A 24,813-nucleotide genomic window follows, 5' to 3' on the forward strand; every position below is an offset into this window, starting at 1 on the left:
TTTACGAAAAAACTTAAAAAAATAGTAGAGAAAGCCCCAGAATAAATTTTAATAAAATAGACAAAACTACACAGAAAATGGTAAATTAAAGACATAGAAAAGATAAAAATAATAAATTGATAGTATAGTTAACAAAAATGGGCATCAAAATGATGTCTATTTTTGTTTTTTACATGCTTGTCTTTTTATTTGGTAGTATCTATAATTGGGATAACGAACGCGTTCATATGAAAAGAATAGCACCGTAATAGAGCCAGACATTACCTGTTTAGGTATCCTTAAGGAGTGGAAGAGAAAATGGCATTAACAGCAGGAATTGTCGGATTACCGAATGTAGGTAAATCTACATTATTTAATGCAATTACACAGGCAGGAGCAGAAGCAGCAAACTACCCATTTGCGACAATTGATCCTAATGTGGGAATTGTAGAGGTTCCAGACAATCGCTTAAATAAGTTAACAGAATTAGTAAAACCAAAAAAGACCGTACCAACTGCATTTGAATTTACTGATATTGCAGGGATTGTAAAAGGAGCTAGTAAAGGAGAAGGGTTGGGGAATCAATTTTTATCTCATATTCGCCAAGTTGACGCAATCTGTCAGGTTGTTCGTTGTTTTGAAGATGAAAATATCACTCATGTTTCTGGTAAAGTCGATCCAATCGATGATATCGAAATTATAAACTTAGAGCTTATACTAGCAGATTTGGAATCCGTTAATAAACGTCATCAAAGAGTAGAAAAACTAGCAAAACAAAAAGATAAAGAAGCATTAGCTGAGTTTACTATTTTAGATAAAATTAAAACAGCATTAGAAGATGAAACACCAGTTCGTGCTATTGAATTCTCAGAAGAACAACAAAAAGTAGTAAAAGGATTACACTTACTAACTTCTAAGCCAATGTTGTATGTTGCTAATGTTAGTGAAGATGAAGTTGCAGATCCTGAGTCAAATGAGAATGTACAGAAGGTAAAGGAATATGCGGCTAATGAAGGTGCAGAGGTAATTGTTATCTGTGCAAAAATTGAAGAAGAAATATCAGAACTAGATCAAGAAGAAAAAGAAATGTTCTTAGAAGAATTAGGTATTACTGAGTCAGGTTTGGATAAATTGATTAAGGCATCATATAGCTTATTAGGTTTGGCTACTTATTTTACAGCTGGAGAACAAGAAGTGCGTGCATGGACGTTTAAAAAAGGTATTAAAGCACCACAGGCTGCAGGAATTATTCATACTGATTTTGAAAAAGGGTTTATTCGTGCGGAAACAGTTTCTTATGATGATCTAGTTGATGCTGGATCAATGGGGCAAGCACGTGAAAAAGGTAAAGTTCGCTTAGAGGGTAAAGAGTATATCGTAAAAGATGGCGATGTAATCCATTTCCGCTTTAATGTGTAATAAATATAAATAAACGTAGTAAAAGGATCTCTCGAATACTTGTTTTTAACTAAAAGGTTTGGTATAATACACTATTGTGAGTAATGTAACTAATATTACTCCTTGCTCTTTCTAAAAAGGAAAGGGCCGCTAAGACCAAAAGGAGGTGCACAGGATGAGAAAATACGAAATCATGTACATCATCCGCCCAGATATGGAAGAAGAAGCGCAAACTAGCTTAATTGAGCGTTTCAACACAGTTTTAACTGATAATGGTGCGGAAATCGAAAAAGTTGAAGAAGTAGGTAAGAAACGCCTTGCTTATGAAATCAATGACTATCGTGATGGATACTATGTATTAATTAACTTTAGTGGTGATGAAAATTCAGTTAATGAATTTGATCGCTTAGCTAAATTCTCTGATGATATTATTCGTCATATCGCAATTCGAGAAGAAGATCAATAAGTGAGAGTTCGATTCAAAGGGGAATTGAACGTCATTAATAATAAGGAGTGGTTCTGATGTTAAATCGTGTCGTACTTGTCGGCAGGTTGACGAAGGATCCTGATCTACGTTATACAGCTAATGGAGTCGCAGTTGCCAACTTTACTATTGCAGTAAATCGTCCATTCTCTAACCAACAAGGCGAAAGAGAAACTGACTTTATTAATTGTGTAATCTGGCGCAGACAAGCAGAAAATCTTGCTAACTTTATGAAAAAAGGAAGCATGATTGGTGTGGATGGCCGTATTCAAACTCGTAATTATGAAGGTCAGGATGGAAAAATGGTTTATGTGACAGAAGTTCTAGCTGAAAGTGTACAATTCTTAGAGTCTAAAGGTTCATCCCAATCAAGAGGTGGACAAGACAATTATTCATCAGGATTCCAGCAAAATCAGAACCAAAACAATCCTAACTTTAACCGAAATCAAAACCAAAATCAAAATCAAAATCAAAATCAATTTCCAAATGATAATGACCCATTTAAAAACAATGGGGAGCCAATCGATATATCAGATGATGATTTACCGTTCTAATATATTGATAAACGAAATGTAAAATAGCAAGGAGGGTTTCTTATGGCAGCTCGTCGCGGACGCGGTGGTAAACGTCGTAAAGTGTGTTACTTCACAGCGAACGGAATTACACACATCGACTATAAAGATGTTGATTTACTAAGACGTTTCATTTCTGAACGTGGAAAAATTCTTCCACGTCGTGTAACTGGAACTTCTGCTAAATACCAACGTAAACTTACAAAAGCAATCAAACGTGCTCGTCAAATGGCTTTATTGCCATATGTGGCTGAGTAATAAAGAAAAGCTCTAAGTCTAGAATATCTAGATTTAGGGCTTTTTTATTCTGCATCTGAAATTTATGTATTCCTTATATAATTTTTCCTTTATTTAACTGTATTTTTCGATTTCCCATCTTTTTTGCCTCTTCCATATGATGAGTAACCAATATAATTGGAATCTTCCATTCCTCATGAATTCGCAACAATTCATCTTGACATTCAACCCTAGTTTTTTCATCCAAAGCAGAGAATGGTTCATCTAATAGCAATGCATCTGGCTTTGTTGCTAAAGCACGGACCAGTGCAACCCGTTGTTTTTCACCACCAGAGATTTGGTGTGGGTAGCTATCCATTAATGGTTTGATGCCAACTATATCGATCAATTTTTCTACTAGTTTATAATCCTTCAATCCATATTGAATGTTTTTCTCGACAGTCATATGAGGAAATAGCGCATAGTCCTGAAATAAATAACCAATGTTACGTTTTTGTATAGCTAAAGGCTTTTTACTCGTTTCATATAAAACTTTATCATTTAATTGAATAATTCCTTCATCTGGATGAGAAACTCCAGCAATACAGTTTAAAATAGTTGTTTTCCCTGATCCAGAAGGACCAACAAGTGTAATAATTTCCTCACCAACACTCAAATCGATATGCAATGTATAATTTTTTAAAGACTTTTCAAAGGATACTTTAAGCACAGCACACGCCCCAGTCATTGGTTATTTGTAAAACGTAAAATATTCCTACCACTCCACCAATTAAGCCATATGAGTGCCGCAAATCCAATCATACTAATGCCAATCACCCAGAAAATCGCTTCATTAGTATTTCCTGATTCAACAGCAAAATAGATAGCTAATGGGATTGTTTCAGTTTGATTTGGGATATATCCTGCAATCATCAGCGTAGCACCGAATTCTCCTAGAGCCCTTGCAAATGTTAGAATTAGTCCTGCAAGTAACCCGGGCCATGCAAGTGGGAGAGATACCGTCCAAAAGACTTTCCACTTGGATGATCCCATTGTATAAGCAGCATTTTCTATATTTTTATCATATTGCCCAAAACTAGCTGCAGCACTTTGGTACATTAACGGAAAGGATACAACAATTGCTGCAATAACAGCTCCTACCCAAGTAAAAACAACTTGAAAGTCAAACCACTTTAACAAAAGACTTCCAATTGGACCATTTTTACCAAATAAAAAAAGCAAGCCGAAGCCAACCACAGTTGGTGGTAAGACAAGGGGGAGAAGTAAGAATGACTCAATTATTCGCTTACCAGGAAATTGATTACGTGATAGTATTCGTGCAAGAAAAATTCCCATAATCAGAACAATAATTGTCGCAATTCCTGCAATTTTTAAAGACAACCATAATGGTGTGTAATTCATACATCCAACATCCTTTAACTCTCAAATCCATATTTATCTAATATCTGTTGAACCTCACTACTTGTTAAGAATTTTGTCATTTCCTTGGCAATATCAGGGTGACTCGTTGTACTTACAACTGCTGCTGGATAAATAATAGGAGAATGCAACGATTCATCAATAGAAAGGATGGTTTTTACTGATTCATCCCGATTTAAATCAGATTTATAGACGAATCCTAAACCAGCATTTCCAGAAGAAACATAAGTGAGCACTTGACGTACATCTTTTGCAAAGACAAGTTGTGATTGCAAATTGTCAAGTCGCCATAAATCTTTATTTTCAAGTGCTTCTTTTGCATATTTCCCAGCAGGAACGCTATTAGGATTTCCGATTGCAATTTGATTTTCATCAATAGAGAGCAAATAATTTAAGTCATCTAGAGCATAACTTGTCTCACTTGAACCAATAAGAACTAAAGAATTAGAGGCAAAATTAGTTCTAGAATCAGGCAGTATAAGCTGCTTATTTTCTAATTGATCCATGTATTGTTGGTCAGCAGATAAAAAGATATCTGTAGGTGCACCTTGTTCAATTTGTTGCGCTAGTTTACCAGAACTACCTAAATTAACTGTTATAGTAGTATCAGGATATACTTGTTCTAAGAGAGGAATAATTTCCTCTAACACACCGGATAAACTAGTGGCAGCAGAAATCGTTACTCCCTTAGTGGGAGAATCACTTTCATTATCTGGATTTGAACAAGCTGTAAACAGTGTGAGTAGTAGTACGATACAAAGGGTTCGTTTCACATACAAAACTCCTCTAAAAATTATTGCTTACGCTTTTTTCGCTTTGGATAGATGGTAATAATTCTAGATAGCATAACTGTGATAAAAATAGCTACAAATAGGATATAGTAGTTATTTACAGGTGTATAAAAGGCTATGACTGTATAGATTAGAACTGGAATAGTAGATGTATAGGCTGTCATCTTCCATAAAACTTGTAATTTTAACTTCCTATGAAGTAATTTTGCTACCAAAGAACCGATGTAAGCGATCAACGTAATAATTAAGAAAATCGCTATCGTTAGTGGCAAATAATAGAACATGAAAAAATAAATAATTAGGAAAACTAGATTCATATCAGAACCTGGTCCAGTAGAAGTAGTTATTCTATCTATCAAGGAAGGGATCGATGCAATAAATAGTAATAGAAACATATAGATAACGGTGATATCCATTCCTGTTCGATTTAATCTAAATACAATTTGTTTTTTTGGTAATTGTAAACTTTGAATAAATGTATTCCAAAATATCATTAGTAACATCCTTTGAACGTATTAATAATAAGATAATTACAACCTTTTTTATACCAATGACTAAGTGGTAATAATCTGGTACAATCTTAATATATCTTCATTTTACTTCATCTTCGTAAAATCTTCATTGTATTGCACTGTGCAACTTATCTAGTTCCAAAATACCAGTAAAACATGTTATCATATTATAATGGATAAAAAATTTTAAAATGTATATGAGGTGCTTACAAGCAATGAATCAATCCAAGAAATTAACGGATGGGGCACTCTTAGTAGCCATTTATATGGTCATTCTCTTATTGGCACTATTAATCCCGTTTATATTTCCAGTATTCGTATTTTTACTACCTGTACCTTTTATTATATATGCAGCTAAGTATGATTGGAAACCTGCACTTATAATGTTCCTTGCAGTGACTATTTTGTCTGTTCTAATCGCATCGATCCTGTTTCTACCTACTTCTTTCGTGATGGGGATAGGAGGTATTATGATTGGGGCAGCAATTAAGCGAAAATTAACAGCCTATGAAACATGGGCTAGAGGTACAGTTGGCTTTGTTTTCGGCTTAGTCATTGCTTTTCTTATTATGCTAGTTGTTTTTGATATTAATATTACAGAGCAGTATAGTACAGTTGTCCAGGACTCCATGCAGATGAGTCAAGGTCTTTTGGAACAGTTTGGTGCTCCAGAGGATGTGGAAGAACAACTAGTAATAATGGAAGAGCAGTTCTTGATGCTTCCAAATTTACTTCCAGTTGGATTTGTTATTTCTGGACTTTTAATGGCACTAGTAAGTCAGTGGCTTAGTTATAAGTTGCTTAATCGAATTGAACAGAGAAAGCTTAGATTTCCAAAGTTTCATGAATTGCGCTTTCCTGTCTCTATCATTTGGATTTACTTCCTTGCACTAATTGTTTCTTTGTTTATAACAGATAAAGATAGTACCATGTTTATGGGAATACAAAACATCCTGATGCTAGCAGGATTCTTTATGACAATTCAAGGATTCTCTTTACTTTATTACTATTTTTATGTGAAAAATAAGTCAAAGGCTGTACCAATAATTATTACTATCTTTGCGTTGGTTTTTGCACCACTTTTACTTCCATTGATGCGAATCTTAGGTATAATTGATATAGGATTTGGCCTAAGAGATCGTTTATCAAAAAATGGATCAAACTAATAACAAGTTGGAGCGCGTAAGAACCTCTAACCTTAGAAAATACCTTTACGGTAGTTTTCTTAGTGGGGAGCTGAATTGAATGGCTGAGTTACAAAAAAAATCAACCGTCAGCAAACATTTATGGTTAATTTATGCGATATCCATAATTTTGCTTGGCTTTATATGGTATTACGAATGGATACTAGGGCTTATTATGACGTTATTACTTTCTGCGTCCATTTATTATAGTGTTCGAACGGAACAAACAATGATTAATGAAACGGAAAAGTATATATCAACCTTATCCTATCGTGTTAAAAAGGTAGGAGAAGAAGCATTACTGGAGATGCCGATAGGGATTGTTCTTTTCAGTGAAGATTATGTTATTGAATGGACGAATCCATATATGAATCAGTTTGCTGAAGAAGACACATTGGTTGGTAAGTCATTAAATGTACTATCGGAAACGCTCATTCCTAATATTAAAGAAAATAAAGATGATATTTGGATTGGCCTTGGAGAATATGATTTTGAAACTACGATAAAAAGAGAAGAACGATTGTTATATTTATTCGATCGTACGAAGCAATCTGAAATACAAAATTTATACCATAATAATCAAACAGTATTGTTTATTATTTATCTTGATAACTATGATGAAATTACGCAAAACATGGATGATACAAATAAAAGTCAACTGAACTCAGAAGTAACTTCTTTTCTTAATAATTGGTCCACACAAAATGGGTTATATTTAAAAAGAACGTCTCAGGATCGCTTTCTAGCCGTTGGAACTAAAGAAATATTAGATCAGTTGGAACAAACGAAATTTGATATTTTAGATGAAATGAGAGAATTAAACCCTGCCGATCAATTTTCACCAATTACTTTGAGTATTGGTATTGGCGTTGGTGAAGAAACTCTCCCTGGATTAGGTCAACTTGCTCAATCGAGTCTTGATTTAGTATTAGGACGTGGTGGAGATCAAGTTGCGATTAAGGATGAAGAAGGAAAGGTTCGCTTTTATGGTGGGAAAACAAACCCAATGGAAAAACGAACGAGGGTTAGAGCACGAGTTATCTCACACGCATTGAAAGAGTTAGTTGTTGCTAGTGATAAAGTAATCATTATGGGGCATCAAACCCCAGACATGGATGCCATTGGTGCGGCAATTGGAATTTTAAACATTGCACAGACAAATGGGGTAGAAGGACATATTGTCTTTGACCCTGATGATGTCGATACAGCCGTTTATCGACTAGTAGAAGCAATTAAAGCAGACGCTGATTTATGGCAGCATTTTATTGACCCAGAAACAGCAGAAGACTTAGTAACAAGTAGGAGTCTTATCGTCATTGTGGATACACATAAACCATCCATGGTCGTGGATAAGCGATTGCTAAGCAAGACAGAATATAAAGTCGTTATTGATCATCATAGACGTGGTGAGGACTTTATCGATAATCCAACCCTAGTTTATATGGAGCCATATGCTTCATCAACAGCAGAACTTGTAACAGAGCTTCTAGAGTACCAACCTAAAGGGAAAAAGCTAAAAATGTTAGAAGCAACGGCATTACTAGCAGGTATTATCGTGGATACGAAGAGTTTTACACTGCGTACAGGGTCACGTACCTTTGATGCTGCCTCTTATTTAAGAGCAAAAGGTGCAGATACCGTTTTAGTACAACAGTTTATGAAAGAAGACTTAGACCTTTATATTAGAAGAAGTAAGCTAATAGAAAATGCCAAGCTTTATCGAGATTCAATTGCAATTGCAAAAGCGGAAACAGGTGATGTTTTTAGCCCAGTGTTAATTGCTCAGACTGCTGATACATTGTTAACGATGAGTGGTATTACTGCTTCCTTTGTTATTTCTGAGAGGAAAGATGGAAGAATTGGTATTAGTGCTCGTTCATTAGGTGACATCAATGTTCAGGTTATCATGGAGAAAATGAATGGTGGAGGTCACTTAACTAACGCAGCGACACAAATTGAAGACACAACAATAGAAGATGCAGAGAGCTTATTAGTTGATATTTTAGATGAATATTATGAGGGGAGAGACACAGAATGAAAGTAATTTTCTTAAAAGATGTTAAAGGTAAAGGAAAAAAAGGTGAAGTGAAAAATGTTTCAGATGGTTATGCACGTAACTATTTGTTAAAAAATAATCTTGCTGAAGAAGCAACATCAGGGAACATGAAAGCATTAGAAGCGAAGAAAAAGAAAAATGCACAACTAGTACAACAAGAAAAAGAAGCAGCAGAAAAACTAAAAGAGAATCTAGAATCAGTTACTGTTGAACTAAAAGCAAAATCCGGTGATGGAGGCCGTCTATTCGGTTCCATTACAAGCAAACAAATATCAGAAACGTTGAAAAAAGAACACGGTTTTAAAATTGATAAACGCAAAATTGAATTGGATCAACCAATCCGTGCGTTAGGCTACACAAATGTACCAGTAAAACTTCACCCGGAAGTGACAGGAACGGTGAAGGTACATGTTGTGGAACAATAAGTTTAATCGATTTTTGGAAGGGTTTCTCAAGGAGGAGGAAATAGAATGAGTGAATGGGCTGATCGTACGCCACCACATAATCTGGAAGCAGAACAGGCGGTTATTGGTGCAATCTTTCTTGAGCCAGAGGCATTTTCATCAGCTTCTGAGTTACTGATGCCACAGGATTTCTATCGTGTAAGTCACCAACTTATCTTTGAAGCAATGCTAACCCTTTCAGATCGTGGTGAGCCAATCGACCTCGTTACGGTTACCACATTATTAAATAACAATGACCAATTAGAAGATGTTGGTGGAGTATCCTATTTATCGGAACTAGCTGAAAGTGTTCCAACAGCTGCTAACATTGTTTATTATAGTAAAATTGTAGAAGAGAAGGCATTACTACGCCGACTCATTAGAACTGCGACAGACATCGTTACAACGTCATTTTCAAAGGAAGACGACGTTGAAGATGTTTTGAATGAAGCAGAGAAAAACATATTAGAAGTATCTGGACGTAAAAATTCAGGTTCTTTTAAAGTGATAAAAGATGTGCTAATAGATGTATATGACAAGATTGAACAGCTACATCAGCAAAAAGAAGATGTAACAGGTATTCCTACAGGTTATCGTGACTTAGATAAAATTACTTCTGGTTTTCAGCGTAACGACTTAATTATTATTGCTGCACGTCCATCAGTAGGGAAAACTGCTTTTGCCTTAAACATTGCTCAAAGTGTTGCCGTAAATACAGATGAAAATGTCGCTATCTTTAGTTTAGAGATGGGGGCAGATCAGTTAGTCCAACGTATGCTTTGTGCTGAAGGAAATATTGATGCCCAACGTCTTCGTACAGGAAGCCTTGAGCCAGATGATTGGGGTAAGTTAACGATGGCAATGGGGTCCTTATCAAATGCAGGAGTTTATATCGATGATACACCTGGTATTCGTGTGAGTGAAATTCGCTCTAAGTGTCGTCGATTGAAACAAGAACATGGATTAGGTATGATCCTAATCGATTACTTGCAATTGATCCAAGGTAGTGGAAAATCAGGAGAAAACCGACAACAAGAGGTTTCGGAGATTTCCCGTCAATTAAAAGGACTAGCTCGTGAATTAAACGTTCCTTTAATTGCTCTATCTCAGCTTTCTCGTGGAGTAGAGCAGCGTCAAGATAAACGCCCAATGATGTCTGATTTACGTGAATCAGGAAGTATTGAGCAGGATGCCGATATTGTTGGCTTCCTATATCGTGATGACTATTATGACAAAGAATCAGAGAAACAAAATATTATCGAAATCATTCTTGCTAAGCAACGTAATGGTCCAGTTGGTACCGTAGAGTTGGCCTTCGTAAAAGAGTATAACAAGTTCGTTGATTTGGACCATCGCTATCAAGCAAGTGATGTTCCACCAGAACCAATGCAAGTGTAAATTTAAAACGCATGGTATTCCTCCTTATATGTGAGGTACCGTGCGTTTTTTTGTGGATGTTTTACAAATATAACGGAATTAGGATTCATCTAGTGTGTGAGGTGGTCCCTGGTTCCGTTAAATGGCAAAAATAGCGTTTAAACGGACATCAGCTGGTTCCTCATTCCGTTATAGGCCCAAAACTAGTATTAAATAGGGTATTCACAGATCGATAACGGAACTAGGATTACATAACGAGTCTAAAAGTGCTGATTTTCATGGAATAACGGAACGAGGATTCATCTATTATGTGAAGTGGTCCCTAGTTCCGATAAATGAACATCAACCAGGGGAATTCCGTTAATAAACCACAATGCTAAACAAAAGTCGATATTTAGAGTTCACTCCAACCAATAGAATAATTTCCTCATAACCGAATATTCTAGATTGATATTTTCATAATGTTCGCCTTTGCATTGACTAATAAGCTATATATTGATAAACTTACTCATGGTTATAATAAAAATGCAAATTAGTAAATTAAACTTGGAGGTGCGCTATGTCCTCAGTAGTAGTTGTTGGTACACAGTGGGGCGATGAAGGGAAAGGAAAAATAACTGACTTCTTATCCCAAAATGCAGAGGTAGTTGCTCGTTATCAAGGTGGTAATAATGCTGGACATACCATAAAATTCGACAATATTACTTATAAATTACATTTAATTCCATCAGGTATCTTTTTTAAAGAGAAAATTTGTGTTTTAGGAAATGGAATGGTTATTGATCCAAAAGCATTTGTTGAAGAGATAGCATATTTACATGAAAGAAATGTATCAACAGATAACTTAAAAATCAGTAACCGTGCACATGTTATTTTACCTTATCATTTAAAATTGGATATTTTACAGGAAGAAGAGAAAGGCATTCATAAAATAGGAACAACTAAAAAAGGAATTGGACCAGCATATATGGATAAAGCTGCAAGAAGTGGCATTCGTATTGCTGATTTAATGGATAAAGATGTGTTCCGTAGCAAATTGGAACAAAATTTAAAAGAAAAAAATCGTCTATTTGAAAAGGTATATGAAGTTGACCCAATTCAAGTAGAAGATATATTAGAAGAGTATTATGAGTATGGTCAGCAAATGGCACAATACGTATGTGATACTTCTGTGGTATTGAATGATGCCCTCGATGAAGGACGTCGTGTATTATTTGAAGGTGCACAAGGTGTAATGTTAGATATCGATCAGGGTACGTATCCATTTGTTACATCTTCTAATCCAATAGCTGGTGGAGTAACAATTGGTTCTGGTGTGGGCCCAACAAAAATTAATCATGTAGTAGGTGTATCAAAGGCTTACACAACACGTGTTGGTGACGGGCCATTTCCTACAGAATTACATGATGAAGTTGGGAATCAGATAAGAGAAGTAGGTCGTGAGTACGGAACAACGACTGGCAGACCACGACGTGTAGGTTGGTTTGATAGCGTTGTTGTTCGTCATGCTAGACGCGTGAGTGGAATAACAGATTTATCATTAAATTCTCTTGATGTATTAACTGGTATTGAAACTTTGAAAATTTGCGTAGCATATCGTTATAAAGGAGAATTAATGCATGAATTTCCTGCAAGCCTAGCAGTTTTAGCAGAATGTGAACCGGTTTATGAGGAAATGCCGGGATGGACAGAAGATATTACAGGTGTAACAAGCTTACACGAATTACCAGAGAATGCAAGACATTACCTAGAGAGAATTTCACAACTAACAGAAATTCCACTATCTATATTTTCAGTTGGTCCAGATCGTTCTCAAACAAATGTTGTGAGAAGTGTCTATAGTAGTTAAGATGATAATTTAATAATTAAAGTTAATGCAAAATCTGAACTTGATATTCAAAGTTTAGATTTTGCTTTTTTATTAACAATAATAGCTATTTGTTTCAATGGAAAACAGTCGCTCTCTGCCTTTCTTTTTACAATAGTACTTTTGTAATGGAATACCGAAAAATAATATTTTGTTACACTTTGTAATATATTTGTAAAAATTTATTAAAACCTGATAAAACACTAGCAGAATCACACTTTTTCAACAAAATATTAGGCGAAATACTTGTGAAAAGGTAAAAAGATGTTACTTATTATACATTTACTTTACATTTTACAAATTTTGTACACTAGGTCTACTAACCTATGGTAAAGTAGTAGATGGTAAATGAAAAATATTATTGATAGAAAATTTAAATAGATTATAGCTTTAGATTTTATAAATGAGGGGGAATACACACGTGTTCCAGTTTAAGAATAGAGAAAGTAATAAAAATCATAAACCAAATCTAGTAAAGAAAATAGCCTTAACAACTACATTGGGAATGATGATTACTTTTGGTGTAGTATTTGCAGAAGAAACACAAGGTGTTCAAACGGTTCATCATGTCTATGTAGATGGGAAGCACTTAGGTGAAATAAGTGATCGTTCTATCGTTGAAGAAATTATAGAGAAAAAAATAGAAGCAGGTAAAGAGACATATGAAAATGTTGATGTAACAGTTGGAGAAGATATCTCATATGTAACTGAACTAGCTTTTAATCCTTCTTTTAGCAACCAACAAGTTTCTAATAGATTAGAAGATTTATTGTCAGTGAAAGCAGAAGCTGTTGAATTAAAGATTGATGATGAAACAGTTGGTTACTTTAAAGATGAAGTCGAAGCAGAGACAACACTGCAAGAGTATAAATTAAAATATGTAGATGAAGAGATTTTAGAACAACTTGAAGCACAGTCCCAAGCAGACGTAGAAATAGATGGCCCACACATTGCTGATGAGCCAAAAACAACAGAACTTGCTATTGGTGAATCTACTATATTAGACGTGACATTGTCCAAAGAAGTTTCACTTTCTGAAGAAAAAGTTAAACCAGATGAGATTTTATCTGTAGAGGATGGCCTTAAACTTTTAGAAAAAGGGACACTAACGGAAGAAAAACATCGTGTGAAAGAAGGAGAAGTTTTAGGGAAAATTGCTACGAATTATGACTTAACATTGGACGAATTGTTGGAATTAAATCCATCACTTTCTGAGGATTCCTTATTACAGATTGATCAAGAAATAAATGTAACAGCATTAAAACCTTTCATCGATGTTATCGTAATAAAAGAAGAGAAAAAAGCCGAAGAGATTTCCTACCAGACAGAAGTTGTAGAATCTGAGGAATTATATAAAGGAGATCAAAAGGTAAGACAAAATGGTTCAAAAGGTAAAAAAGAAGTTCAATACCGCATCGAAATTAAAAATGGACAAGTTGCCGATAAAGAAGTTATTGAAGAAGAAGTTATTAAAGAACCAGTAAATAAAGTTATCGTAAAAGGAACAAAAGTTATCCCTTCTCGTGGAACAGGTGAGTTTAGCTGGCCAACAGTTGGTGGTTATATTTCTAGTCATGTCGGTCAGCGTTGGGGAAGATTGCATAAAGGAATTGACATTGCTAGACCTAGTAATCGTGCCATACTAGCAGCTGATAATGGAACTGTAGTAGAAGCTAGATATGATGGTGGATTTGGGAATAAAGTAGTGATTAACCACAACAATGGTTATAAAACAGTGTATGCACATTTATCTTCTATAAAAGTACGTGTTGGTCAAACAGTACCAAAGGGAACAACAATCGGAATTATGGGATCAACTGGAAACTCAACTGGTGTACATTTACACTTTGAATTATATAAAAATGGTGTTTTAAAGAATCCGTTAAATTATTTGTACTAATATAAAACAAGGCTAATTCATAAAAATACATTATGAATTAGCCTGTTTTCTTTTTAACAGTTTGGAAAGAACTATATTGATATGGATACTTGAGAGCGCACTCTAGCTTTTCTTATCGGAAGGAAAGACATTTGCAGTAAAATACGATAAAATAGGGATAAGTATATATAAGTAGATTATTGATTTACATTTAAATAAAAAGGAAGTGATATCGTGTCACAGAAAATTTTAGTGGTAGACGATGAACAGCCGATTGCAGATATATTAAAATTCAACTTAGAAAAAGAAGGTTATGAAGTAGTATGTGCCTATGATGGTGAAGAAGCAGTTCAACTAGCCGATTCAGAAAAACCAGATTTAGTTTTATTAGACATTATGTTACCGAAAAAAGATGGTAATGAAGTTTGTCGTGAAATCAGAAAGACACAAACCATGCCAATTATTATGTTAACAGCAAAAGACTCCGAAATAGATAAAGTTCTAGGACTAGAACTAGGTGCTGATGATTATGTTACGAAACCGTTTAGTAATCGAGAATTAATTGCACGCGTAAAAGCAAATTTACGTCGTCAGCAACATGTACCAGAGGATGTAGATAATCAATCGAAGGATATTGTAATCGATAGCCTTATCATTCACCCAGATGCATACACAGTGTCTCGTGATGGAGTGGAGATTGAACTAACACATCGTGAATTTGAGCTATTACATTATCTGGCAAGACATATAGGGCAAGTTATGACAAGAGAACATTTATTAGAAACCGTTTGGGGATATGACTACTTTGGTGATGTTCGGACGGTAGATGTAACAGTACGACGCTTACGAGAAAAAATAGAGGAGAATCCAAGTAACCCGATGTGGATTGTAACACGTCGTGGAGTTGGTTATTATTTACGTAATCCGAAGCAGGAGTAGGTTTTATGCATAAAATTGGTTTCTTTCGTTCGATTCAGCTTAAGTTTATCATTATTTACATTCTATTATTACTGGTTGCTGTTCAATTGATTGGCTCTTATGTTGCTAGTGTGTTGGAGGAAGAATTAACAGGCAACTTTACCAGTTCCATTGATGACCGAGTGGATGTTTTAACGTACTACTTGGGAGAAGCATTTAGTAAAGATAGAAGTGATGAGAATAGCCCTTCGCTGGTTGATGACGTCCAAGGGATTGTTCGTGACATTGATACGACGAATACTTGGAGCTTATTAGTAGTTGATAGCCAAAGTCGTGTGCTTGCTACAAATGATCATAATATGGATGACAACGTAGGTAAAAAAACAACACTTGATACGGTTCAAAGAGCGTTATTAACAGGTACAGAACAACCAGATACTTTATACGACTTAGAAAATGGAACGCGTATTTATGTTAATGCCGTTCCTTTGTTAAATGAAAATAACAATCCAGTAGGTGTCATCTATTTCGAATCTTCTTTGGAAGAGGTATACAACCAGTTAGAGAATATCAATGATATCTTCTTAAGAGGTTCGATTTTAGCCATTGTTATATCTGCCATTCTTGGGATTTTTGTTGCTAGAGCAATAACAAAACCAATCAAGGAAATGAGAAGACAGGCCCTTACTATGGCAAAAGGTGACTTTACACAAAAGGTTAATATATATGGACAAGATGAAATTGGGCAATTGGCTGAAACATTCAATGACTTAAATGACCGATTGAAGCATTCTTATGCAACAATTGAAGAAGAACGTAGAAAGCTTAGCTCCGTATTATCTAACATGTCTGATGGTGTTATTGCTACCGACCTTACAGGTGCAGTCACACTAATGAATGAGGCTGCCGGAAAGCTGATTAGTCAGGATCCAGAAGTTAGCCAAGGGAAGCAGTTATTAGATGTATTGCATTTAGACGAAAAAGTTGTAGATATTTCAGAACTTCAAGACAGTGGTTCAATGATTATTGACTTTAGCGATGAAGAACAAATTTTCTTATTAAGAGCTAATTTCTCTACTGTGACAGATGATGAAGAAGATATAACAGGTTTCATAACCGTACTAAGTGATGTCACGGAACAAGAGAAGCTAGAACAAGAACGCAGAGAGTTTGTTTCTAACGTATCCCATGAGCTCCGAACGCCGCTAACAACAATGCGTAGTTATATGGAAGCATTAACAGATGGTGCTTGGGAGAATAAGGAGATTGCTCCTAAGTTTATGGGAGTAGTTCAGAACGAGACAGAGCGTATGATTCGCATGGTAAATGATTTGTTGCAACTATCAAGGATGGATAATAAAGATTATCGCTTGCAAAAAGAGAGAATGGATTTTATTGAATTCTTCCATCACATTATTGATCGATTTGAAATGAATGTCCCTGAAGGATTTCAGTTTAATAGAGACCTACCGAATCAGAGTTATTATGTTTCAATTGATGTAGATAAGATGACACAGGTATTAGATAATGTTATTTCTAACGCTATCAAATATTCTCCAAACGGTGGAACGATTACTTTCCGTGTATCGAAACAGCGTTATCAGTTGCTCATTTCTGTTGAAGACCAAGGAATGGGAGTCGCTTATGACAAGCTTGATAAGATTTTTGATCGATTCTATCGAGCAGACAAAGCAAGAACGAGGAAATTTGGTGGGACAGGCTTAGGATTAGCTATTTCTAAAGAATTAGTCGAAGCCCATCACGGTAGAATATGGGCTAGCAGTAAAGAAGGCAAGGGGACTACAATTAACATTACTCTCCCGCTTATGGGTATGAAGCGGAGGAATCGTTCATGAAATTAGAAGTGGTTAAATCGTATGTATTAGTTATATTAGTGGGAATTAGTTTAATCCTCACATTTGCTCTATGGACATATCAACCAAATGAAGAATATTTGGATAGTGCTGACTATGTCCCAGAAGAAGAATTTAATTTAGGAGGAGAAGAACTGTCCATAAAGGATATAGTAGCTCCAAACTTATTTATTTTTCATAAATATAACAAACATTATGGTTTCCTGAACCCAGTACAGCAATCTGAACTATATGAAGATATGCAATCATGGACGTTATATGAATTCCGTGAAGAAGAGGCTAAAGAGCGACCTCAGCGTAATCACTTTGTAGAAGTAATCTATCCAATAGAAATACCAATGGATGTTGTTCCCAGTCTATTCAGCTTTAATAATTTAAGTGATATTCACTTACCGGATTGGTCCTTTCAAAGGGTGTATATCTTGTTTGAATCAGATAATATACTAACCATTCGATTCTTATCGATTGATGAAAGACGCCAAGTAGAAGTGAATGTCACAAATGGCAAACACTACGATAACTTATGGAGTAAAATGGCAACAACAGAAGATTTAGCATCCTATATTTCTTATAATGATTCAGAAACAAACCAACCAATCTATGTGCCTTCTGAAGATGTTGAACTATACAAGTACTCATTAACGATTCAAGAAAAAAGTCCAAGTTTATTAGAGCATGCATTATTTAATAATCCATCGGAAGTGATTCGAAACATATCGCCTAATAATGAGGCATATTACCAGGATGGTTCACGAACGATGAGAGTTTTTCCTAATGAATTGAGTATGGAATATGTAAATCCAAAAGAAGTACCTACACAAGCCTTAACAGTCTTTGAATTATTGGATTTAAGCATAAATAATATAAACGGATATAAAGGATGGATTAACGATTATCAATTAAGTGAAATAGATCGTAACGAGAATCTGATACGATACAGGATGCATCATGAAGGATACCCAGTGTTTCATAATAATAATTTGGATATGATTGAACAACAATGGAGAAATACTCAATTGTATCAACAGATTAGTCCATTATATACCATTAGTAATTCATTTCCTGATGGTGAAAAAGTTACTTTGCCATCTGGAAGAGAAGTTTTAGATCACTTAATGAATACAAATTATGAGTTAGGCAATATCACTGATATTCAAGTGGGATACAAGCTATATGAAGCATCTCAACGATATCGCTTATTATTAACTCCGACTTGGTATATGAAATATGATGGTAAATGGATTGAACTTATAATAGATGAAATTGATCAAAGTAAAGGGGTGAGCTGAGGATGCATTGGGGACAAATTAAAACTCTATTTATCCTCTGCTTTCTACTTCTTGATATCTATTTATTATATTTAGTGATGGTAAAACAAGAAGAAGCAGATATTGATACGAAAACAAATCCGGAAGTTTCAATAGAACAACAACTAGAGTCTGAGAATATTGTTATTGATACCGAATTACCAAAAGATCCAGATGATGAAGCTTTTATTTCAATAAATCAACGAAGATTTAGTGAGGATGACCTTGAACAAATAGAGAAATTAAATAATCAACAAACAAAAGTGGTTGAAGATAAATTTATTATTTCTATTTTTGAAGAACCTGTTGCTTTACCAGAAGACCCTGGTGAAGATATTATTAGTTCTATTGTCCAAAACAATGTGGTTTACCCTACTGAATATGAATTTGATAGTTGGAATAAAGACTTAAATGTTCTTGTCTTCTTTCAAAAGAAAAATGACCGTCCAGTATACTTTAATCAAAATGGTATGATTCTAGTCTTTTTAGATAATGAAAATAAAATGATTGGTTACACCCAAAGTATGTTAGGTGAACCTTCTGTAAGAAATGATAAAAAGCCATTAATTAAACCAATTAGAGCTATTAAAGTGTTGTATGATAATTTACAGCTTGGTTGGGGAGAAACGGTAACGGACATTGAAATGGGTTATCATATGATGCTTCCTCTTGATAATGGGGTACACGTATTAGTTCCAACATGGAAGGTAACGGTTGATGAAAATAAAAATCGTTATGTTAATGCTGTTGAGCGATTTGTGTTCCCTGTTAATGACAATGAAATGTTAATCGATGCTATTGAAACCACCATAGAAAGAGTACGTTTAATTGAAGATGAAGCTGAATTAAAAATGGATTTAATTCAATGGCTGAACAGTAAAATTCAAGAGATTGAATCGGAGTGAGAAACCATGACTTTACGTTTTAGTGTACTAGCATCAGGTAGTACAGGTAATGCGTTTTATATAGAATCAGAAAAAGAAAAGTTCCTTGTTGATGCAGGTTTAAGTGGAAAACAATTAGATCGTTTATTTGGGGAAGTATCTGTTAATCCTGCTGATTTATCAGGAATATTAGTTACACATGAGCATAGTGACCATATAAAAGGATTAGGAATTATAGCTAGAAAATATAATTTACCGATCTATGCGAATGAAAAAACATGGAATGCTATGGAGAAGTCCATTGGAAAGTTGACCACAGATCAGAAATTCCATTTTGGGATGGAAGAGGTAAAGATATTTGGGGATATGGAGATAGAGTCCTTTGGAGTGTCCCATGATGCAGCAGAACCGATGTTTTATACTTTCCGGCATCAAGGAAAAAAAGTAGCCTTAGTTACAGACCTTGGTTATGTTTCTGACCGTATTAAAAAGACAGTAGAAGAAGCAGATGCCTATATATTTGAGGCGAACCATGATGTAGAAATGCTAAGAATGGGAAAATATCCTTGGAATTTAAAACGACGAATTTTAGGTGATTCTGGACATGTTTCGAATGAAGACTGCGGACTAGCACTTGCTGATATTATAGGAAATAATACAAAGCGTGTGTATCTTGCTCATTTGAGTTTAGACAATAACATGAAGGAATTAGCTAGAATGTCAGTTGATAGTGTATTAAAGGAAAGAGGAATTGAGTTAGATATTCAAGATACGGATCCTAACATGCCGACTCCCTTATATGAAGTAGGATAATTTTTAAAAAGAGTCATCAATCGATGGATGATTAGAGGCAGGTTACGGAATACTATCTATTGTCTATTATATGTATTGTATGAACAAAGGGGTGGCTAATTTTGGGATATTATAATAGTCATTATCCACCGAATCCGAATCAAAAGAGACGAGGTCGCTGGGTTATCCCACTTTTATTAGGTGTCATTATCGGTATTTTACTAGTTACAGTAGTAGTACCAGACATTATGAAGTCTGATTTAGTAAATAATCGCTCAGATAATACTGGGAGAACGGCTTCTCTTTATGGAGAAGGTAACCCAAGTCCTCTAACAGTCGATATCTCTACTCAAATTACGGATATTGTTGCAGAAGTATCCCCAACCGTTGTTGGTGTAACAAATATTCAAAGAGAGTATGATTTTTGGCAACAGCAAGAAGGTAGTGAAGCAGGAACAGGGTCTGGTGTAGTTTATAAAATAGAAGATGGGTATGCCTATGTTGTCACCAATTATCACGTTATTGAAGGAGCCGACGAAGTAGAAGTTGTCTTGTATGATGATACGCATATTGAAGCAGAGTTACTGGGAGGAGACTTATTTTCTGATTTAGCTGTTTTACGGATGAATGCTGATTCCGTTGAAAAATCAATTGAAATGGGCTCTACAGATAACTTAAAAGTGGGTGAACCAGTTATTGCAATTGGAAATCCTCTAGGTCACATGTTTTCTGGCTCTGTCACTCAAGGGATTATTAGTGGGACCCAGCGAACAATTCCTCAAGACTTTAATTATGATGGACGAGCAGACTGGCAGGCAGAAGTAATTCAAACAGATGCTGCGATTAATCCTGGTAACAGTGGTGGGGCATTAATCAATATGCATGGTCAGTTGATTGGAATCAACTCCATGAAAATAAATCAAGAAGCTGTGGAAGGGATTGGATTTTCTATCCCAATTGATACGGCAAGACCATTGATGAAAGAGTTAGAAGAAGATGGCGTAGTAACAAGGCCGTTTATCGGTGTAGAAATCTATTCCTTAGATGAAGTACCTCAAGCTGAATGGAGAAGCACATTAGGTTTACCACGAAGCGTAGAAGGTGGGGTATATGTGTGGAGTGTAGAGCCTCTGTCTCCAGCAGATAAAGCAGGATTAGCCCGACTAGATGTCATTACTCATCTGGATGATCAAGAAGTCATGAATATGATTGATTTACGTAAGATTCTTTATCAGGAAAAAGACGTAGGTGACGAAGTACAAATTACGTACTATCGAGATGGTGAAAGATTAGAAACAACGTTAACTTTAGGTGTTCAACGATGATTGTGAGAGGATGTTCCTATAATGGAACATCCTCTTCGTTTTTAGTAGTGAAACACAGAAAAAGAAGCTACACCAGAATTCAACAGGGCGTAGCTGTGTTATCCACAAAAATATAAATTAATCCACAATATGTGTATAAAAAAATTAAGAAATCAATATTTTGTGGCGATTGTTTGTTCGGACACAAAATAAATGGAAACATTTGTGCATATGTGGATAACTTTGTGGGTAACTTTTTAAAAAATAATAAAAAATATTAGTTCGTTCATATTACTTTCTATCTAATTCTCTTTCCGGGTACATGTTGATAAAGTAGAAGTAATAAAATAGTGGCTACAATGTCTAACCTAGCATCAAAAGCAAACTGTACAATCACATGAATAAATGGGACATCTTGCGTAAATAGGATAGGTAATTTTGTTAAAAGAATCGCACCTACCATAATAACTAGAAGGGGTATGGTTGCCTTTCGTACATACAATCCTGCAACAATGAGTGCACCACATGCAAGTTCGACTATAGCAACGATAAACAGAGTGGTACTAGGATAAGGAAGTCCTAAGTTATAAAACAAGTTGATGAAATTTGGATCCAGCAATTTCTTTACACCTGATGCAATGAAAATAAAACCTACTGCATAACAAATCCACCTTGTCCAATTCATGTTTAATCTAATGATGATCTCCTCCCAAAAGTTAGTGTATTTATACATATGCAATTAGATGGACAAACTTGACAAGCAGTTTATAAAAATTAATTCAAATTTACCCTTGTACCAAATAGTTGCCAAGTTTTCTAATATTACTTATAATTTTCATTAGACTTTGCAATGATGGATAGTAGCAAAGGAAAAGCGCTTTGTAGGCGTTTTTTATTTTTTTATATAGATAAAGGAAGTGCATCGTATGCTAAAGCGTTTTTTCTCTTATTACAAGCCACACAAACGATTGTTTATTATTGATTTTACTTGTGCTGTGTTTGTGGCGATTCTTGAGCTTGCTTTTCCACTTGCAGTTCAAAAGTTCATTGATGATCTGTTACCAAGTAATAATTGGAATTTAATTATTACAGTCAGTGCTTTATTGCTAGTTGTTTATTTACTAAGTACCTTTTTACAATATATCGTGACATATTGGGGACATAAGCTTGGGGTAAACATTGAAACGGACATGCGCCAAGATTTATTCCAACATGTACAAAGACAATCGTTTCGTTTTTTTGACAATACGAAAACAGGACATATTATGAGTCGAATAACAAATGATCTATTCGATATTGGGGAACTTGCCCATCATGGACCTGAAGACTTTTTCATTGCTATTATGACGTTTGTTGGGGCGTTTTTCTTTATGTTTAATATTAATTTCCAACTGTCGGTTATTCTGTTAATCATGGTGCCAGTTTTAATTTGGCTTATCACCTACAGCAACATTAAGATGAACAAAGCATGGAAATCGATGTATGAAGAAATTGCAGAGGTGAATGCACGAGTAGAGGATGCTGTTTCGGGTGTTCGAGTCGTACAGTCATTTACGAATGAAGATTTTGAAATGAAGCGTTTCACAAAGGATAATTATAATTTCCGAAAAGCGAAGATAAGTGCCTATAAAGTAATGGCGTTTGTTCATTCGAACATCTATATGATGATGCGATTAATGGTATTGGTTGTTTTAGTTGTTGGTTCATGGATGGTGTTTAATGACCGAATGGAAATGGGTGGCCTTGTGGCATTTGTATTATTTACTAATGTCCTAACTAGTCCGATTCAAAAAATTAGCGCACTGCTAGAACTCTACCCTAAAGGAATGGCTGGGTTCAAACGATTTACAGACTTATTAGATGTTCAACCAGATGTGGTGGACCGAGAAAATGCAAAACCTGTTAAGAATCTAAAAGGTTTTATTTCCTTCCATAAAGTAACATTTGGTTATGAAAGAACTCAGGGACCTGTTGTCAAAGCGATGAGCTTTAATATAAATGCAGGGGAAACGGTAGCACTAGTTGGTCCTTCTGGTGCGGGAAAAACTACAATCTCTGCTTTAATTCCACGATTTTATGATGTGGATAGTGGACAAATAACAATTGACGGTATGGACATTCGTGACATGACTAAAAAATCTCTACGTGAGCATATTGGTATTGTGCAACAGGATGTATTCCTATTTACAGGGACACTTAGAGAAAATATTGCATACGGGAATCATCAAGCAACCGAACGAGAGATTCGAGAAGCAGCAAGACGTGCACATTTAGAAGAATTTATAAATGAATTACCAAATGGCTATGAGACTCAAGTTGGGGAAAGAGGATTGAAATTATCTGGTGGTCAAAAACAGCGAATAGCTATTGCTAGAATGTTCCTCAAAAATCCACCAATCTTAATTTTAGACGAGGCAACGTCAGCTTTAGATACAGAAACAGAAACGATTATTCAACAGGCGTTAACTGATTTATCTAAGAATCGAACTACAATTGTAATTGCGCACCGTCTAGCAACTATTAAAAATGCAGACCGAATTATGGTTGTGACGAAGAACGGAATTGAAGAAGATGGTAATCATGAAGAATTACTAAAACGAAATGGAATTTTTGCTCACTTACACAATGTACAGATGAGATAATAAGTAGATTAAACGCACAGCTTGCTGTGCGTTTTCTCATGATTTATATGTAATCTATGCTTAAGAAGCTTTTTTCTTTATTTCAAAATGCTCCAGCACACTTTTTTCTTTCGTCACATAGTGAAGAGCGAGTCCAGTAAATAGGAATCCACTTAGGAAGTTTCCAATAGTAACCGGAATTTGATTCCATAGCCACCAGTCACCAAAGCTAATATCTGCACCGACCATCATAGCGGCTGGAATAACAAACATGTTTACGACGGCGTGCTCAAATCCTTGTGCAAAGAAGATGAACACTGGAAGCCACATCGCCACTATTTTCCCGATCGTTGCTTTAGAAGTAAATGCCATGACAGCTCCTAAAGTAACCATCCAATTACATAGCAATGCCTTCACAAATAATACAATCATTCCGTCTGAACCGTATCCTTGATAATCTAAAGTTTTACTTTCTGCAACGGAGATGATTTTTTGTATTAATAATGAATCAGAAACATGGCCAAACTTCGTGATATAAATCGAGAAAAGAAGTGCATAAAAGACACTACCGATTAGATTTCCTAAGAATGCCCATGAGAAGTTACGTAATACGAGTGGGATGGTTGTTTTACCACGTAGCTTTGCAATTGGTAACATGGCAAAAGAACCTGTCACGAGTTCTAAGTTCAACAATAGAATTAACACAAACCCAGCAGGAAATATTGCAGCACCGATAATATCATAACCAGTTTGTGTCGATGCAGTAAAGGCTAATGTTGTGGCATATCCAAGAAAAGCTCCAGAAAGGGCTCCCTTAACCAGTATTTTACTAGCGGGTAATTTTGCTTTCTTAGCACCGGCATCTGCAATTGAATCAACTACTTCATTTGGTCTCACATAGTCCAAATCATATCC

General features: G+C 35.3%; 23 protein-coding genes. 17 read left to right on the plus strand and 6 right to left on the minus strand.

The annotated features are described in order from the left end of the window. Window positions 1–297 precede the first annotated feature (297 nt). From ychF to rpsR, 4 genes are all read left to right on the plus strand, one after another. Window positions 298–1,398, plus strand: coding sequence for a redox-regulated ATPase YchF (ychF, locus tag BUB12_RS06565; protein WP_072889310.1), 1,101 nt, complete (start codon window positions 298–300; stop codon window positions 1,396–1,398). A gap of 154 nt (window positions 1,399–1,552) precedes the next feature. Then, window positions 1,553–1,843 carry a 30S ribosomal protein S6 gene (rpsF, locus tag BUB12_RS06570; RefSeq protein WP_072889312.1) on the plus strand — a complete coding sequence of 97 codons (291 nt, stop codon included), beginning with the start codon at window positions 1,553–1,555 and terminating at the stop codon, window positions 1,841–1,843. Between the two features lie 56 nt (window positions 1,844–1,899). Next, window positions 1,900–2,415, plus strand: coding sequence for a single-stranded DNA-binding protein (gene ssb, locus BUB12_RS06575; RefSeq protein ID WP_072889314.1), 516 nt, complete (start codon window positions 1,900–1,902; stop codon window positions 2,413–2,415). Between the two features lie 42 nt (window positions 2,416–2,457). Continuing rightward, window positions 2,458–2,691 (plus strand): 30S ribosomal protein S18, encoded by a 234-nt coding sequence (gene rpsR, locus BUB12_RS06580; protein ID WP_072889315.1) that lies wholly within the window; start codon window positions 2,458–2,460, stop codon window positions 2,689–2,691. Window positions 2,692–2,764: 73 nt separating this feature from the next. Here the strand turns inward: rpsR and BUB12_RS06585 are convergent, their stop codons facing one another. The 4 genes from BUB12_RS06585 to BUB12_RS06600 are packed head-to-tail and all read right to left on the minus strand — an operon-like array spanning window position 2,765 to window position 5,374. After that, window positions 2,765–3,379 (minus strand): sulfate/molybdate ABC transporter ATP-binding protein, encoded by a 615-nt coding sequence (locus BUB12_RS06585; RefSeq protein WP_072889429.1) that lies wholly within the window; start codon window positions 3,377–3,379, stop codon window positions 2,765–2,767. A gap of 14 nt (window positions 3,380–3,393) precedes the next feature. After that, window positions 3,394–4,071, minus strand: coding sequence for a molybdate ABC transporter permease subunit (gene modB, locus BUB12_RS06590; protein WP_072889317.1), 678 nt, complete (start codon window positions 4,069–4,071; stop codon window positions 3,394–3,396). Between the two features lie 14 nt (window positions 4,072–4,085). Continuing rightward, a complete protein-coding gene (modA, locus tag BUB12_RS06595; RefSeq protein ID WP_072889319.1) occupies window positions 4,086–4,862 on the minus strand; it encodes a molybdate ABC transporter substrate-binding protein in 777 nt (258 codons plus the stop codon). Window positions 4,863–4,882: 20 nt separating this feature from the next. Further along, the gene (locus BUB12_RS06600) at window positions 4,883–5,374 is read right to left on the minus strand and encodes a DUF1189 family protein (protein WP_072889321.1); all 492 of its coding nucleotides are present in this window, start codon (window positions 5,372–5,374) and stop codon (window positions 4,883–4,885) included. Between the two features lie 233 nt (window positions 5,375–5,607). Here BUB12_RS06600 and BUB12_RS06605 point away from each other — a divergent pair, with 233 nt between their 5' ends. The 12 genes from BUB12_RS06605 to BUB12_RS06660 all read left to right on the plus strand — a co-directional run bounded on the left by BUB12_RS06605 (window position 5,608) and on the right by BUB12_RS06660 (window position 21,298). Further along, a complete protein-coding gene (locus tag BUB12_RS06605; protein WP_072889323.1) occupies window positions 5,608–6,558 on the plus strand; it encodes a YybS family protein in 951 nt (316 codons plus the stop codon). A gap of 79 nt (window positions 6,559–6,637) precedes the next feature. Then, window positions 6,638–8,614, plus strand: a complete 1,977-nt coding sequence (locus BUB12_RS06610; RefSeq protein WP_072889325.1) for a DHH family phosphoesterase — start codon at window positions 6,638–6,640, stop codon at window positions 8,612–8,614. Beyond that, window positions 8,611–9,057, plus strand: a complete 447-nt coding sequence (gene rplI / locus BUB12_RS06615; RefSeq protein ID WP_072889327.1) for a 50S ribosomal protein L9 — start codon at window positions 8,611–8,613, stop codon at window positions 9,055–9,057. Before BUB12_RS06610 ends, rplI begins: the two co-directional genes overlap by 4 nt. Window positions 9,058–9,102: 45 nt before the next feature. Next, complete coding sequence (gene dnaB, locus BUB12_RS06620; protein ID WP_072889329.1) at window positions 9,103–10,473, plus strand: replicative DNA helicase; 1,371 nt, start codon at window positions 9,103–9,105, stop codon at window positions 10,471–10,473. A gap of 538 nt (window positions 10,474–11,011) precedes the next feature. Continuing rightward, window positions 11,012–12,301 (plus strand): adenylosuccinate synthase, encoded by a 1,290-nt coding sequence (locus BUB12_RS06625; RefSeq protein WP_072889331.1) that lies wholly within the window; start codon window positions 11,012–11,014, stop codon window positions 12,299–12,301. 439 nt (window positions 12,302–12,740) lie between these two features. Continuing rightward, complete coding sequence (locus tag BUB12_RS06630; RefSeq protein WP_072889332.1) at window positions 12,741–14,219, plus strand: peptidoglycan DD-metalloendopeptidase family protein; 1,479 nt, start codon at window positions 12,741–12,743, stop codon at window positions 14,217–14,219. 213 nt (window positions 14,220–14,432) lie between these two features. Then, a complete protein-coding gene (yycF, locus tag BUB12_RS06635) occupies window positions 14,433–15,137 on the plus strand; it encodes a response regulator YycF (protein ID WP_072889334.1) in 705 nt (234 codons plus the stop codon). A 5-nt stretch (window positions 15,138–15,142) separates the two neighbouring features. Beyond that, window positions 15,143–16,972, plus strand: a complete 1,830-nt coding sequence (gene walK, locus BUB12_RS06640; protein ID WP_072889336.1) for a cell wall metabolism sensor histidine kinase WalK — start codon at window positions 15,143–15,145, stop codon at window positions 16,970–16,972. Then, on the plus strand, window positions 16,969–18,279 hold the full coding sequence (locus BUB12_RS06645) for a YycH family regulatory protein (RefSeq protein WP_072889338.1): 1,311 nt from the start codon (window positions 16,969–16,971) through the stop codon (window positions 18,277–18,279). Before walK ends, BUB12_RS06645 begins: the two co-directional genes overlap by 4 nt. A gap of 2 nt (window positions 18,280–18,281) precedes the next feature. Continuing rightward, window positions 18,282–19,202 (plus strand): two-component system regulatory protein YycI, encoded by a 921-nt coding sequence (locus BUB12_RS06650; RefSeq protein WP_072889340.1) that lies wholly within the window; start codon window positions 18,282–18,284, stop codon window positions 19,200–19,202. A gap of 6 nt (window positions 19,203–19,208) precedes the next feature. Beyond that, on the plus strand, window positions 19,209–19,994 hold the full coding sequence (locus tag BUB12_RS06655; RefSeq protein ID WP_072889341.1) for an MBL fold metallo-hydrolase: 786 nt from the start codon (window positions 19,209–19,211) through the stop codon (window positions 19,992–19,994). 101 nt (window positions 19,995–20,095) lie between these two features. Further along, window positions 20,096–21,298, plus strand: coding sequence for a S1C family serine protease (locus BUB12_RS06660; protein WP_072889343.1), 1,203 nt, complete (start codon window positions 20,096–20,098; stop codon window positions 21,296–21,298). Window positions 21,299–21,575: 277 nt separating this feature from the next. Here BUB12_RS06660 and BUB12_RS06665 read toward each other — a convergent pair whose 3' ends face one another. Continuing rightward, window positions 21,576–21,962 (minus strand): DoxX family protein, encoded by a 387-nt coding sequence (locus BUB12_RS06665; protein ID WP_072889345.1) that lies wholly within the window; start codon window positions 21,960–21,962, stop codon window positions 21,576–21,578. A 241-nt stretch (window positions 21,963–22,203) separates the two neighbouring features. On the opposite strand from BUB12_RS06665, the gene BUB12_RS06670 reads away from it, so the two are divergent. Next, window positions 22,204–23,919, plus strand: coding sequence for an ABC transporter ATP-binding protein (locus BUB12_RS06670; RefSeq protein WP_072889348.1), 1,716 nt, complete (start codon window positions 22,204–22,206; stop codon window positions 23,917–23,919). Between the two features lie 60 nt (window positions 23,920–23,979). Here the strand turns inward: BUB12_RS06670 and BUB12_RS06675 are convergent, their stop codons facing one another. After that, window positions 23,980–24,795, minus strand: a complete 816-nt coding sequence (locus BUB12_RS06675; RefSeq protein WP_234982601.1) for a formate/nitrite transporter family protein — start codon at window positions 24,793–24,795, stop codon at window positions 23,980–23,982. Window positions 24,796–24,813: the final 18 nt, after the last annotated feature.

Origin of the sequence: Ornithinibacillus halophilus, from assembly GCF_900129485.1 — a bacterium.
In the GTDB taxonomy this organism is placed as follows: Bacteria; Bacillota; Bacilli; order Bacillales; family Amphibacillaceae; genus Ornithinibacillus; species Ornithinibacillus halophilus.